The organism is Vibrio ordalii ATCC 33509 (genome assembly GCA_000257205.1).
GTDB classification, from domain to species: Bacteria; Pseudomonadota; Gammaproteobacteria; order Enterobacterales; family Vibrionaceae; genus Vibrio; species Vibrio ordalii.
Genome location: AEZC01000097.1, coordinates 1 through 14,058 on the forward strand (window position 1 = coordinate 1; position 14,058 = coordinate 14,058).

At 45.7% G+C, this 14,058-nt stretch carries 16 protein-coding genes; 7 read left to right on the forward strand and 9 right to left on the reverse strand.

Annotated elements, in window-relative coordinates:
- Positions 1-33: 33 nt before the first annotated feature.
- Positions 34-729: a 3-deoxy-D-manno-octulosonic acid kinase gene (locus VOR_RS0106945; RefSeq protein WP_029626966.1), complete on the reverse strand. Its 696-nt coding sequence runs from the start codon at positions 727-729 to the stop codon at positions 34-36.
- Positions 730-844: 115 nt separating this feature from the next.
- On the opposite strand from VOR_RS0106945, the gene VOR_RS0106950 reads away from it, so the two are divergent.
- Positions 845-1,915: a glycosyltransferase family 9 protein gene (locus VOR_RS0106950; RefSeq protein WP_010318986.1), complete on the forward strand. Its 1,071-nt coding sequence runs from the start codon at positions 845-847 to the stop codon at positions 1,913-1,915.
- Entirely contained in the window at positions 1,912-2,697 is a 786-nt protein-coding gene (locus tag VOR_RS0106955; protein ID WP_033197411.1) for a glycosyltransferase family 2 protein, read from the forward strand. Before VOR_RS0106950 ends, VOR_RS0106955 begins: the two co-directional genes overlap by 4 nt.
- Here the strand turns inward: VOR_RS0106955 and VOR_RS0106960 are convergent.
- The gene (locus VOR_RS0106960; protein WP_010318988.1) at positions 2,666-3,700 is read right to left on the reverse strand and encodes a glycosyltransferase family 9 protein; all 1,035 of its coding nucleotides are present in this window, start codon (positions 3,698-3,700) and stop codon (positions 2,666-2,668) included. The two genes, VOR_RS0106955 and VOR_RS0106960, sit on opposite strands and share 32 nt — an antisense overlap.
- Before the next feature lie 123 nt (positions 3,701-3,823).
- Between VOR_RS0106960 and coaD the strand changes: the two genes are divergently transcribed.
- Positions 3,824-4,315: a pantetheine-phosphate adenylyltransferase gene (coaD, locus tag VOR_RS0106965; RefSeq protein WP_010318989.1), complete on the forward strand. Its 492-nt coding sequence runs from the start codon at positions 3,824-3,826 to the stop codon at positions 4,313-4,315.
- Positions 4,316-4,330: 15 nt separating this feature from the next.
- Here coaD and mutM read toward each other — a convergent pair whose 3' ends face one another.
- From mutM to VOR_RS0106995, 6 genes are all read right to left on the reverse strand, one after another.
- Positions 4,331-5,140, reverse strand: a complete 810-nt coding sequence (mutM, locus tag VOR_RS0106970) for a bifunctional DNA-formamidopyrimidine glycosylase/DNA-(apurinic or apyrimidinic site) lyase (protein WP_010318990.1) — start codon at positions 5,138-5,140, stop codon at positions 4,331-4,333.
- 91 nt (positions 5,141-5,231) lie between these two features.
- Positions 5,232-5,699, reverse strand: coding sequence for a hypothetical protein (locus VOR_RS0106975; RefSeq protein WP_010318991.1), 468 nt, complete (start codon positions 5,697-5,699; stop codon positions 5,232-5,234).
- A 135-nt stretch (positions 5,700-5,834) separates the two neighbouring features.
- A complete protein-coding gene (gene rpmG, locus VOR_RS0106980; RefSeq protein WP_010318992.1) occupies positions 5,835-6,002 on the reverse strand; it encodes a 50S ribosomal protein L33 in 168 nt (55 codons plus the stop codon).
- Positions 6,003-6,015: 13 nt separating this feature from the next.
- On the reverse strand, positions 6,016-6,252 hold the full coding sequence (gene rpmB / locus VOR_RS0106985) for a 50S ribosomal protein L28 (protein WP_004397476.1): 237 nt from the start codon (positions 6,250-6,252) through the stop codon (positions 6,016-6,018).
- 277 nt (positions 6,253-6,529) lie between these two features.
- Positions 6,530-7,204 carry a RadC family protein gene (gene radC / locus VOR_RS0106990; protein WP_010318993.1) on the reverse strand — a complete coding sequence of 225 codons (675 nt, stop codon included), beginning with the start codon at positions 7,202-7,204 and terminating at the stop codon, positions 6,530-6,532.
- Between the two features lie 113 nt (positions 7,205-7,317).
- Positions 7,318-8,997 carry a methyl-accepting chemotaxis protein gene (locus tag VOR_RS0106995; RefSeq protein ID WP_029626967.1) on the reverse strand — a complete coding sequence of 560 codons (1,680 nt, stop codon included), beginning with the start codon at positions 8,995-8,997 and terminating at the stop codon, positions 7,318-7,320.
- 191 nt (positions 8,998-9,188) lie between these two features.
- On the opposite strand from VOR_RS0106995, the gene coaBC reads away from it, so the two are divergent.
- The 4 genes from coaBC (at position 9,189) to lpxM (ending at position 13,205) form a co-directional block, all read left to right on the forward strand.
- Positions 9,189-10,403, forward strand: a complete 1,215-nt coding sequence (gene coaBC, locus VOR_RS0107000; RefSeq protein WP_010318995.1) for a bifunctional phosphopantothenoylcysteine decarboxylase/phosphopantothenate--cysteine ligase CoaBC — start codon at positions 9,189-9,191, stop codon at positions 10,401-10,403.
- Positions 10,404-10,611: 208 nt separating this feature from the next.
- Entirely contained in the window at positions 10,612-11,202 is a 591-nt protein-coding gene (gene slmA / locus VOR_RS0107005) for a nucleoid occlusion factor SlmA (RefSeq protein WP_010318996.1), read from the forward strand.
- 55 nt (positions 11,203-11,257) lie between these two features.
- Positions 11,258-12,205, forward strand: a complete 948-nt coding sequence (gene lpxL, locus VOR_RS0107010) for an LpxL/LpxP family Kdo(2)-lipid IV(A) lauroyl/palmitoleoyl acyltransferase (RefSeq protein WP_029626969.1) — start codon at positions 11,258-11,260, stop codon at positions 12,203-12,205.
- 22 nt (positions 12,206-12,227) lie between these two features.
- The gene (gene lpxM / locus VOR_RS0107015) at positions 12,228-13,205 is read left to right on the forward strand and encodes a lauroyl-Kdo(2)-lipid IV(A) myristoyltransferase (protein ID WP_010318998.1); all 978 of its coding nucleotides are present in this window, start codon (positions 12,228-12,230) and stop codon (positions 13,203-13,205) included.
- Positions 13,206-13,306: 101 nt separating this feature from the next.
- On the opposite strand, the gene pyrE is transcribed toward lpxM, so the two are convergent.
- On the reverse strand, positions 13,307-13,948 hold the full coding sequence (gene pyrE, locus VOR_RS0107020; RefSeq protein ID WP_010318999.1) for an orotate phosphoribosyltransferase: 642 nt from the start codon (positions 13,946-13,948) through the stop codon (positions 13,307-13,309).
- Between the last annotated feature and the right edge of the window lie 110 nt (positions 13,949-14,058).

Genomic DNA, 14,058 nt, shown 5'->3' on the forward strand with positions numbered 1-14,058 from the left:
GCTCTATATTTCAGATTACTCATTTAATTCTACTTATTGACTCGCCAGCATTAATTCCCAATGCTCTTTGGTCCAATGGATTTTCCGTTTGATTAATTCCTTTTCAAACGAACGTTTCAATCTATTTAAGTTGCCTTGTTTCCAACTATGACCTGATTGCACATAACACTTATCAAAATCAATAATCCATACCTTCTCTTGGTCATCAATCAGGATGTTATGGGTATTGAGATCGGTGTGATTGACTTGCGCATCATGCATTTTGCGAATTTCTAGGCCGATTTTCTCATACATTTCAGTCGGTAATGGACGTTCTTGTAAAATAGACACCAGATCGCGGGCGTTCGGGATTTTTTCGCTGAGTAAATCGGCCTGATAACAAAAAGTGCGCTTTACTGCTCGCGCGGCAATCGGGCGTGGAACATTTACCCCAGACTCTCTCAGAGTATTGAGCAATTCGAATTCTTGGAAGCTGCGAGTTTTCTTCCAACCGGAAAAAAGGTAGTGATCACTCACTAACTTACCGAACAATCCACCACGCTTATAGTGGCGTAGTGCCGCTTCTACTTTTTCAGCTTTTACAAACCATGTCGTGCCGCGTCCCGTTGCACTACCTGTGACGCTACCAGCCTGCTGCCAAAACTCGGGGTTAAAACAGCGGAGCGGATCTTCAACTAGCAAATGCTCGTCATACCAAATTGTTTGATTCTCTTTTTTCAGCGTTTTCATCGTTTCACTTTTTAATGACGAGATTGAATGTGCTTCATTGTGCTTGTTTGGCATTTTACATTTATCGGCGCTATCTGCATAATTCTTACTAACTTTCTCTCTATCGATGTCACTTATGGCTCTTTTTTCTTCTGCCCCACGCTCAATTTGTGTGTTGCGTCTGTCGGCGATTGGCGATGTGTGCAATGCAGTGGCCGCCGTGCAAGCAATTCAACACCAATGGCCTGAAACTCATATCACGTGGATCACAGGAAAACTGGAAGCGCAGTTACTCACTGATTTACCGAATGTAAACGTGGTTATATTCGACAAAAAACAGGGGTGGAAAGCGTATCAAAAACTGTGGGCAGAACTTAAAGGGCAATCCTTCGATGCGCTTTTGCATATGCAGTATGCCTTTCGTGCCAGTATTGCCACTCTGGGTATTAAAGCTAAATATAAACTCGGTTTTGATGGCGCCCGCAGCCAAGATTTCCAGCACCTATTTACCAATGTAAAAGTGATCTCGCCTCAAGCGCCTCATGTATTAGATGGCTTACTCGCGTTTGCAAAGTGCCTTGGAGTCAAAGATCTAGAACCTAAGTGGTCACTCACTTACTCGGATTCAGATCATCAATGGGCCGAGCAGCAACTTGCACATTCAAAACGTAATTTAGTCGTGGTTCCTGCCGCGAGTAAGGCTTATAAAAATTGGACCGCTGAAGGTTATGTAGAAGTGATAACTCATGCTCAACAACTTGGTTGGCATATCATTTTGGCCGGTAGCCCTGCGCAAATTGAAGTTGATCTAGCAGCCGAAATAGCGAGTAAACTGACTCAACCAGTACTCAATGTTGTTGGTAAAAGCCAGCTTAAAGAGATGTTGGCACTGCTCGACTTAGCCGATTTAGTAATAGCACCAGATACAGGCCCAGCGCACATGGCCAATGCAATGAATACTCCCGTTATCGGTTTATACGCTCACCATCATCCGCAGCGCACAGGGCCTTATCAGTATCGTGATTATGTGGTGTCGGCTTATGACGAAGCACTGTTTGCCGAAACAGGAAAAACGAAAGAGCAAGTCAGTTGGCGTACTCGCGTCAAAGATGAACAAGCGATGCAGCGTATTCAAGCAAGCCATGTTATCCAAATGTTTGATAAGATAACGGCTGATTTTCAGCTAAACCCAATATCCGAGGAATGAATGTGAGCAAACCTACTTTAGCCGTTGCGCTGATCGTTAAAAATGAAGCGCAGCATCTGCAAGCTTGCTTGGAAACCGTTCACCAATGGGTAGATGAAATCGTCGTCTTAGATTCAGGTAGCAGTGATAATACCGAAGAGATTGCACGCCATTATACTGACAAGTTTTTTGTCAATTCGCAGTGGCCTGGGTTTGGCCCACAGCGCCGCTTAGCGCAGTCGTATGTCGAGTCTGATTATGTGTTGTGGCTAGATGCCGATGAACGCGTGACCAAAGAGTTAAAAGAGAGCATTCAGCAAGCGGTCGCGGCTAATAAACCCAATACACTGTATCAATTTGCCCGTTTAAGTTGGGTTTTTGGCCGCTATATTCGCCACTGTGGTTGGTATCCTGATCGCGTGTTGCGCCTCTACCCGACTCAATTAACGCAATATAACGAGGCTTTGGTGCATGAAAAAGTCGAAGTCGCAGATGGCATGAAAGTCGAGAATCTTGCAGGTGATGCGATTCACTACACCTATAACGATATTCATCATTATTTAGTTAAATCCGCAGGTTATGCCAGGGCATGGGCAGAACAACGAGAAAAACGTGGTAAGAAAAGCAGCATTAGCCAAGGTATTTTGCATGCGTTTGGCTGCTTTTTGAAAATGTACGTTTTAAAAGCAGGCTTTTTAGATGGTAAGCAAGGCTTCTTGCTTTCTTTATTATCGGCGCACTCAACCTTTGTTAAATACGCCGATTTATGGGTTAGAACCAGTACTGAGCCGCCCAAGGGTTAAGTTCAGCTAACACCGCATTAATATCAATGCGGCTCATATCGGCCTGAGTTTCTTTGTCTTTTGCTTGTGGTGGACAAAAAGCGATATGGCGACCTTGTGAATTCAATGGTCGCCAACGCAGTGGCGTGGCTGAACGTTTGGCGGGGAAAAAGCCTACAGTGGGCACATCAATCGCAGCAGCGATATGCAAAGGCCCGGTTGAACCTGCAATAAAAATATCAGCGCAAGCAATCGAGCGTGAGAAATCAACAAGCCCTTCATTTTTATCATACAGTGCCGCTCGCCCGCCCTTTTCTTCAATCAAAGCTTTTAACTGCGCGGCTTTCACCTCTTCTCCCGGCCCAGCGGTGAGGATAATTTCTTGCTTGCCATCAATCCCCATCACTAACTGCGTGTATTGCTCTAGCGACAAATTATTCGCCGAACCTCCGCTTCCTGCGTGTACAAACACCCACGGTTTACTTATATCGAGATGAAGTTGCGCAGCCAATTTGCTTTTTTGTTCAGCAAGCATCGCTTGGTCAAATTGCAAATAAGGTGCGCTCGGCTCGACAACCTCTTTGCCAATATCATGCAAAAAAGCGCGTACCAAATCTAAGTTATACTCATATTCTGGTTTGGCTGATTGAGAGCGTTTTTGCTTAATTCGTTTGTTATAAAAAATTTGAGAGAATTTAGTCGCCGGCGCTAAACGATAAGGAATACGAGATTTCCAAACTAATAGTGCATTGTAAGTGGTCGAGAAGAGGTTGATCGAGGCATCAAAGTGTTGCTTTTTAATCGCTTGAATACATTGCTTTTTCTGCGCAGAGGACGCGTTTTCCGTTGGGTCAACCATCACCGCATCAATCCACGGGCAAAGCTCGGCCAGCGCGACAGTATAGTTGGGGACTAACGCGGTAATATGGCAATCTGGCAACGAGGCTTTTAGCATCGCAAAACTTGGCCAAGCCAGCATGAAATCACCAATTTTATCGTTACGGATAACCAACAACTTGTTCATCGTCTCTTCTCTCACTCGCTAAGTGTCACAGTTTAATGCGGGCTACATCATACCGAGTTCAATAGGTAATTTTGAGTCTTTTTGTTAATATCAGTGCCAGTTAACCAATATGAGCCTTCCACTGTGAGCCAAAAAAGAATTTCGCGTGTGATTTATCCCGGCACTTTTGATCCCATCACCAATGGTCATTTAGATCTGATCGAACGCGCCGCCAATATGTTTGATGAAGTGATCATCGCCGTCGCCGCCAGCCCAAGCAAAAACACCATGTTTACTCTGCAAGAGCGGGTCGACTTTGCCAGCGCCGTCACTCAACATTTAGAAAATGTTACTGCCAAAGGGTTTGCTGGGTTAATGGTTGATTTTGCGCGTGATGAAAAAGCCAATGTGCTGATCCGCGGTTTGCGTACTACGGTTGACTTCGAGTATGAATTTGGCTTGACTAACATGTACCGCCGTTTGATGCCGGGGCTGGAAAGTGTGTTTCTTACACCATCAGAGGAGCATGCGTTTATCTCCTCCACCATTGTGCGAGAAGTGGCGATTCATGGTGGAGAAGTGGATCAATTTGTTCCTGACATTGTCGCTAACGCCTTGCATGGCAAGAAAATATAGCCTTTAGGACGTACCTTATTTTTGGCAAGCAGAGCAGAAAAAGGTGTTACGCTGACCAATTTTCAGCGCTTCAATCGCTTGCCCACACGCGGGGCAAGGCTGCTGCGCTTTGCCATACACATTAAGCTCTTGAGCAAAATAGCCCGGTTTGCCATCCGCTTGTGCAAAATCTTTTAAGGTTGTGCCACCTTGTTGAATCGCCGTTGCTAAGACTGATTTAATTTCTCGCACAAGGCAATTCCACTCAGGCAGTGTCAGCGAATGAGCCGGCCGAGTAGGGAGAATTCGCGCATTAAACAGTGATTCACTCGCGTAGATATTGCCTATGCCAACCACCACTTTATTTTCCATAATAAATTGCTTAACGGCGATACGTTTGTTGTTCGCTTTTTGCGCAATGTAATCTGCATCAAAATCATCGGTTAATGGCTCAGGACCGATATTACTCAACACCGAGTGGCTTTCTCCTTGCTCGCACCATAACCAAGCACCAAATCGACGTGGATCGTGGTAGCGCAACACCTTGCCATTGGTTAATCGCAGATCAACGTGATCATGTTTACCTGCGGCAAAATCACACTCCAATACTCGCAATGAACCTGACATTCCCAAGTGAACAATCGCGCTGCCAATATCGGTCTCTATCAGTAAATATTTGGCCCGGCGGGCAATATTGCGGATCACTTGCCCTTCTAACTGTTTCAGCTCTTGAGGGATGGCCCAACGTAATTTTGGCGTGCGGAATGTCAGTTGCTGGATCGTTTGCCCAACTAAATGCGGGCTAATCCCCATTTTACTTACTTCAACTTCGGGTAACTCAGGCATGATACATCTCGATTCTTCATTCGTCGTTCGTCGTTATTGGGTATTGGTTATTCGTTCTTGGTTTGTTCAACGCTCAAAGAGAAATAATGACTCAGTTCGGAAAAAGAAAAGCTTCTTCTACCGAAAGTGCCACCCATTTCTCTTGCCAGTTTTTCAATAACCAAAATTGGGGGGGTTGATAATAAGTGATCCTTTGTGGCTCTTCGCGATCCTGATACCACACCTCCACGGTTTGTGGGTTGCGTAGTAGAGACGCAAGCGACTCGTAAGTGGCATCATCCACTTCAGTACCAACTAAACTCTGCCAGCGTTGTGCCAATATTTCAGGAGCAACTGAAATTGCTTTGCTTGATCGCCAACGGTTTTGATTCAGTTCAAGTGACCAGTCAGTAAAATGCAGTGCTTGCAGCTGTGCATTTGGATTAATCACATAAGGATAAGGGCTAGCAGGCGGTTCAATAAGATAAGTTTTGATGACTGTGGGTAAATTCAAAATGGCAATAAAAGCAATAACAGCCAAGATAAGAATATTATTCCAACGGCGGCGATTGATACGCATAAGTGATCCCTAAGAGTTTATCTTTGAGTAACTTAGCACATTATTGTGAGAGCTGACATTGCAGGGTACAAATTCCAGACAATAAAAAACCCAGCCAAAGCTGGGTCTTTCAATGCTTACAAAGCGTAAAATCAATTACTTGATTTTGCCTTCTTTGTAAAGAACGTGCTGGCGAACTACTGGATCAAATTTCTTGATCTCAAATTTGCCTGGCATGTTGCGTTTGTTCTTGTCAGTTGTGTAGAAGTGACCAGTACCTGCAGAAGATATTAGTCGAATTTTCTCACGAATGCCTTTAGCCATTGCTCAATTCCTCTTAAACGTTTTCGCCACGTGCACGGATATCAACAAGAACAGCATCAATGCCTTTCTTATCGATGATACGCATGCCTTTAGCAGTTAGACGTAGTTTAACAAAACGTTTTTCGCTCTCTACCCAGAAACGATGAGTTTGTAGGTTCGGCAGAAAACGACGCTTAGTAGCATTTCGTGCGTGTGAACGGTTATTACCCGTTATTGGACGCTTACCAGTTACTTGGCATACTCGGGACATGAATGTCTTCTCCAAATCGTTTCAGCTCGATATCAACCTTGGTGGCCGAACCTCGTTCTCGATGTATTAAGAAGTTTGAGGTTAAAAACCGTTATGGAAAATCCATACAAGGCTATCAAAGGTCGCGTATTATACTAACTTGACATGCATTGCTCAAGACCCGAACAGATCCTTTTTACGGATTTGGCGATCTTTTTTTAAGCAGAGCTGATTTAGGTTGATAATTTAGTGCGCGAATCATACCAGAATAATCTTAAGTCACAACCTAAAATGTGATTCAAATCCACCCTCTTTCTGCAAAAGAAATTACCTCGCCATCGCCCACCACAAAATGGTCCAAAATACGGATGTCCACTAACGCAAGCGCATCGGTTAATCGACGTGTGATTCTGCGATCAGCTTGGCTAGGCTCAGCAACGCCTGACGGATGGTTATGGGCCAATATTAATGCCGCCGCATTATGGTGGAGTGCTCTTTTAACCACCTCACGAGGGTAAACGCTGGCCGCGTCAATCGTCCCCTCAAACAGCACTTCATCGCTGATCACTCGGTGTTGATTATCCAAAAACAGAATATAGAAGGCTTCTCGATGGCGATCGCGTAGCACACTCGATAAATAAAGCTTGGTTTGCTCTGGGCTAGTCAAAGCGCCACCTCGTTTGAGCGTTTCGGCCAAATAGCGCTGCGTCATTTCAAGTACCGCCTGCAATTGAACGTATTTGGCTTCGCCCAACCCTTTATGGCGGCAAAACTCTTGCTGGTTGGCCGAAAAAAGCGCTCGAAGTGATCCAAACTCACGCAGCAGCAGATCCGAGAGAGCGAGCACATTCATTCCTTGAGTGCCAGTACGAAGGAAAATCGCCAGCAGTTCAGCATCCGATAATGCCTGAGGACCGCGAGCAAGCAATTTTTCGCGTGGCATTGATTCAGTGGGCAGTGATTTGAGGCTCATAAGTAGGCTCCGTATAGTGATCCTACTTTTATATAATGAGTTACTACTCAGGCCCTAACGGACCCGAGTGAGGATTAGGATGAGATCAATCGAATCTGTAATAAGCGTGTCGATTAAAGCTTAAAGTGACTGACTAAGCTCCCCATTTGTTGGCCAGATTGTGCCAAACGTGTGCTGATCGCTTCTGAATGTTGCAAATTATCACTCAGTTGATTGACTATTTGTTGAATAGCGACCAAATTCTGATTGATGTCCTCTGCTACTGTACTTTGCTGCTCTGCGGCCGAAGCCGTCTGAATTCCCATATCTTGAATGGTACTGACCGCGACAGAAATTCCAGCCAAACTCTCTTTAATGTGGATAGACTCTTGAGCGGTTGTTTCACCACGCTGCTGGCTGACTTTCATGCTGTTTACCGCTTTACTCACGCCCTGATGTAACGCCTTGAGCATTTCACCAATCTCTTGTGTGCTATTTTGCGTGCGGCTTGCTAACGAACGAACTTCATCCGCAACAACCGCAAAGCCTCGTCCTTGCTCACCCGCTCGCGCCGCTTCAATCGCTGCGTTGAGCGCTAATAAGTTGGTCTGCTCGGCAATTTCACCTATCACATTCAACACTTTGGTTATCTGTTCTGTGCGCTGACTCAGTTCCAATATCGCCTCAGAAGTCAGGTTTACTTCTTTGACCAATTCACTGATACCTTCGATAGCACTATTGACTTCATCTCGTGCCTCATTAATTTGACTATTGGCCGATTCAATCGCTTGTGAGGCTGCGTTGGTGTTGTTAGCCACCTCGCGTGCAGTGGCACTCATCTCAGTCACTGCGGCCACGACCTTATCCGTCTCTAAACAGTGGCTACTCATTTTTTGGCTAGATTGTGTGGTTTGCTTATCCAAATCGCCTGCGGCAGATTGCACCTCTTGCGCTGACGAACGGATGTCTTTGATTAATGGGTGCAACTTATCCATAAAAGCATTAAAGGCTTTGGCTACATCACCCACTTCATCGTGGCTTTCAACCTTGAGACGGGCCGTTAAATCGCCTTCTCCCGCCGCGACATCTTGTAGCGAAGCAACCACATGTTGCAACGGTGCGACTCCGCGAGTAACCAGCATACTCACCACAATAATTGTGATGATTAGTCCCAAGAGTGATAATCCGATATTTGACCAAGTCTGCTCCAATCGCTGCTCATCACGTAGCGCCTTAAATTCAGCGACTTGGGCGTCAATATCATCTATGTAAATTCCGGTCCCGAGTACCCAATCCCATTTAGATAAGTATTCAGCGTAACCCAGCTTGGGGGCTTGGGCATTAATGGTGGGTTTATGCCAAGAAAAATAGAGAAAGCCATCTCCTGTTTTAGACGCTTGAATTAATCCAGCAATAACGGGAACGCCATTATTATCTTTTAGATCATAAAGGTTCTTCCCTTCTAAAGCAGGATTAATGGCATGTAGGGTATTGATTCCTTGAGAATCATAAGCAAAGAAATAACCATCACTTTCAAAGCGCATTGATTTTAATATAGCTTTAGCCGCGGCTTTATTCTCTCCATTTTGGTCACTGTCATAAAGCGATTGAACTGCGGTAATCCCCATCATTAGATAAGCTTTCAACTCTGCTTTTCGAGTTTCAACGAGTTGCTCTCGGTACTGCTTTAGCTCTTGTTTTAAGTCGTGACTCTCACTCCAGTAGCTAACCACTGACATCATAGCGGTGATCAGTACTAGTGGAATCACGGTTATCAGTAAAAGCTTGGCTCTAATTCTTAATGAGGTCACTATAAACGCTCCTTTTGCTCCATTAACCTACTCGCCAATGAACCACAATTGGGCAGAAATATCTGTGAGGAAAGTGCGGCTTTAGTGGCATACGATACCGATAACAAGCTGGAAAAAGAGGAATAATTGACACTGCTCCAACAAATTTTCGGAGTTGTGATAACATGACGCGCAGAATTTTTGAGGAAAAGATAATGCAAACACTGGCAGGAAAAAAGATTCTGCTCGGCATTAGCGGCGGTATTGCTGCGTATAAATGTGCTGAGTTAACGCGTCGCTTGATTGAACGTGGCGCTCAAGTACAAGTGGTGATGACCCACGCTGCAAAAGAGTTTATAACGCCACTGACCATGCAAGCCGTCTCTGGCAGGCCAGTTTCAGATAGCTTATTAGACCCAGCCGCCGAAGCGTCTATGGGCCATATTGAACTTGCCAAATGGGCAGACTTAGTCCTGCTAGCTCCTGCGACAGCGGATCTCATTGCCCGCGTCGCCGCAGGGATGGGTAATGATTTACTCACCACTTTGATTTTAGCCACCAATGCGCCAGTGGCCGTCTCGCCGGCAATGAATCAGCAGATGTATCGCAATATCGCCACACAAGAGAATATTGCCACGCTTAAACGCCGAGGAATGATGATTTGGGGCCCTGCAGCTGGTGAACAGGCGTGTGGCGATGTTGGCCCGGGCCGCATGCTTGAGCCAATGCAATTGGTTGAGCGCTGCGAGTTTTTTTTCCAAACAGAGGTATCGAACAACACACTGCTCGCGGGAAAATCACTGTTGATTAGCGCAGGCCCAACCCGTGAAGCGCTCGATCCAGTTCGCTATATCAGTAACCACAGTTCAGGCAAAATGGGCTATGCGATTGCGCAGGCCGCCGCTCAATTGGGCGCGAAAGTGACTCTGATCAGTGGCCCGGTCAATTTGCTCACACCGCCACAAGTACAACGTATTGATGTGGAAAGTGCCTGCGATATGCATCAGCAAGTGATGGCGCAAGCGCAATCACATGATGTGTTCATCAGTTGCGCCGCCGTAGCCGACTATCGCCCTGAGATCGTCGCCGATCAAAAGATCAAAAAAACCGATGCGAGCGATCACATGCTCATCACCATGGTCAAAAATCCCGACATCGTCGCCAGCGTAGCCGCATTGAAAGAAAACCGCCCGTTCACGGTAGGCTTTGCTGCTGAAACGCAGCAAGTTGAAAAATATGCCCGCGCTAAACTGCTCAACAAAAAACTGGATATGATCTGCGCCAATGATGTTTCTGTTACGGGCCAAGGCTTTAACAGCAACGACAATGCATTAACCGTCTATTGGCAAGGCGGAGAGCAAGCATTACCTTTGAGTTCAAAATCTGCATTAGCTCACGCGCTGATGCAACTGATCGCGAGTCAACTGTAGGCAACAAACAGACGTTCTAAGCTTCTTTTAGGGTTCATAGCGTTTATTGGGTGGTAAAATCACCACCCAGTTCAATCATTTTCATTTTTACGCTACGCAGTCCGAAAACTGTCCGTTAAACTACTGCGCTTAACGGACAATACCCAAACCATCTGAAGGGTATAAATATTTGCTCACAAGCATGTGGTAACTAAAAGGAAATCGGGTCATGGCCGTCAATAAGAAAATCAATCGTCGTGAAGAGATTCTACAAGCACTCGCTGAAATGCTGGAATCTAACGATGGTGCATCACGCATCACCACAGCAAAGCTTGCTAAGCAAGTGGGCGTTTCTGAAGCGGCTTTGTACCGTCATTTTCCGAGTAAAGCACGGATGTTTGAAGGCTTGATTGAGTTTATTGAAGAGTCTTTAATGTCGCGGATTAATCGCATTTTGGATGAAGAGAAAGATACACTCAACCGCATCCGCTTAGTGCTACAACTTATCTTGGCTTTTTCGGAACGTAACCCGGGCTTGACACGAATTTTATCCGGCCATGCTCTAATGTTTGAAAATGAGCGACTGCGTGAACGGATCAACCAACTGTTCGAACGCATAGAAACGTCACTACGCCAGATCCTTCGCGAACGTAAACTGCGTGAAGGTAAATCCTTCCCCGTCGACGAAAGCATTTTAGCCGCTCAATTGCTTGGTCAAGTGGAAGGCAGCTTAAATCGCTTTGTGCGATCTGACTTTAAATACCAACCGACGGCAAATTTTGAAGCGTATTGGGCGTTATTAAGCGCTCAGATTGAGTAAAAACCACCGCCAACGTCGTGATAAAGAATCACCATCAGTGAAAGAATCAAAAGTAATGAGCAAAGAAAAATACGGCAAACCTGCATTTACCCTCTCGCTACTGCATCCGAAATATTGGAGTGTATGGCTTGGCTTTGGGCTATTAGCGTTGATCGTCAACCTACTTCCCTATGCCCTGCTATTGAGAATAGGACGTAGCATAGGCGCATTCAGTATGCGCTTTGCTCACAAGCGGGTACACATCGCCACACGCAATTTAGAATTAGCTTTTCCACAAAAAAATGCTGAAGAGATTTCACACATTGTTCGCGAGAACTTCAAAAATACGGGCATGGCGCTTATTGAAACTGGCATCACGTGGTTTTGGCCAACTTGGCGTTTTAAACGTATTTTACGGGTGAAAGATGTCGATGTACTACGCCAACTCCAAACCGAGCAGCGAGGTGCTCTGCTCTGTTGTGTGCATGCGTTAAATTTAGAGATCACCGCTCGCGCTTTTGGTGTGATTGGTTTAGCTGGTTATGGCGCTTACCGCCCACACAGCAACCCTGCGTATGAATTTATTCAATATCGTGGTCGCACCCGCAATGGCAATAAACTTATCTACCGAACCGACATCAAACAGATGATCCGCGTACTCAAACAGGGCGAGCGCCTATTTTATCTACCCGATCAAGATTACGGCCATAACAAATCGGTGTTTGTTCCCTTCTTCGCAGTAGAGGATACTTGTACAACGACTGGCACCAGTATTCTTGCTTATACCAGTCAATGTGCGATTGTCCCAGGATCAGGGTTTAGAAACGCCAACGGAAAATACGAAATCATCGCCGATAAAACCATTGATGGCGACTATCCAAAAGATGACATGACCGCCGCCGCCGCTTACATGAATAAATACGTCGAAGAAGTGATTCTGCGCGCGCCGGAACAGTGGATGTGGCTGCATAAGCGTTTTAAATCTTTGCCAGATGAAACGTTAACTAACTCTCGCTATTTATAACTAGAAAAAGGTTTTGCTTGCCATGAGCAACAACGAAAACAGCACAGACAAACACTTGCACAACCCCACATTCCAATGGTCTTTTTTACACCCAAAACATTGGGCAACTTGGATTGGGATCTTCTTTGCCGCTCTGTTCGCCTTTATGCCACCGGTATCGCGAGATAGGCTCGCGCGCAAATTATCCACCTTTGCGGTGCGTAAAAATGGCCGAGTGGTGCGGCGAGCTCGCGTCAACTTAGCAAAATGTTTCCCCGAAAAATCAACACAAGAGCGCCAAGCTATTTTGGAAGAAACCTTTGCAACGGCGGCGCAATACATGCTTGGCTATTCTGAGCTTCTGGTTCGCTCAACCCAACATAACTTACAGCGTGGTAAGCTGATTGGTGAGCATCATTTGCTGCCACTGCTCGACCAAGGTGAGCGGGTTATCTTGCTAGTGCCTCACTCTTGGGCCATCGACTATGCTGCCGTTATGCTGGCTGCGCGAGGCTATAAAGTGGCCAACATCATGAAACCGCAGCGCAATCCAATCGGCGATTGGTTAATGCATGTACAACGAATGCAATATGGCGGACGCATTTTTACTCGTGAGGCGGGTATCAAACCGTTCCTACGTTCAGTGCAAAATGGTTATGTGGGATATTGGGTTCCAGACGAAGATCATGGTGCGCCAAATTCAGTTTTTGTCCCTTTTTTTGGTACAGAAAAAGCCACACTGAAAGGCTTTGGGAAAATGGCAAAGTTATGTAAGGCGCATGTCGTACCATTGATGTCGGTATATAACAACACGACTCACCAGTACGAAGTGCATATCCTGCCTGCCTTAGAGAACTTTCCAACCGGCGATGAAGAACAAGATGCACGGGCGATGAATAAAGCGATTGAAGATTTAGTCACCCCACGTCCAGAACAGTACATGTGGAATTTATCACTGTTGAAAACCCAGCGTGATGGCTCGGAAATTTACGATAACTCGCATCATGGCGATCAAAGTTAATCGCTAGAATAACTAAACTAATAACAAATAAGCCCCGAGCGACAAACTCGGGGCTTTTACTTTTCAACAAGTGGCTCTACGATTCGCAAATAAGTTGATGCTTAAATTCCGTACTGCGCACGATACACTTTTACCGCCTCAAGGTGCTTAGCATCCGTCCCTTTCTCTTCAAGATAAGTAACCAGATCGGTCAGGCTAACAATTGAGATGATCGCGCAACCAAAATCACGCTCCACTTCTTGAATGGCAGAAAGCTCTCCTTTGCCTTTTTCTTGGCGATCAATTGCTACCAAAACACCGGCAAGATCCGCACCGTTAGCTTGAATGATTTCCATCGACTCACGAATGGCAGTACCCGCCGTAATGACATCATCCACCAGCATAATGCGCCCTTCTAATGCGCTACCGACCAAGTTACCGCCTTCACCGTGGTCTTTCGCTTCTTTACGGTTAAAGCAATACGGCGTATCAACATCATAATGATCAGCCAACGCTACTGCCGTTGTCGTCGCAATTGGGATCCCTTTGTACGCAGGTCCAAATAGCACATCAAACTCAATCCCAGAATCGACCAAAGCAGCGGCATAAAAACGCCCTAAGCGCGCTAAATCACGGCCAGTATTAAACAAGCCAGCGTTAAAGAAATAAGGGCTTTTTCGGCCAGACTTCAAAGTAAACTCGCCAAACTTCAAGACTTCTTTTTCTAGTGCAAATTCAATAAATTCACGCTGGTATGCTTTCATGATTTTCTCTCTCTTAACTCATACACTTTGGTTTATTTCTCTTTCCCAACAAGAACAACCCCCTCCTAGCCTCCCCCTAAAAGGAAGAGGTACTAAGATAATGCATTCCC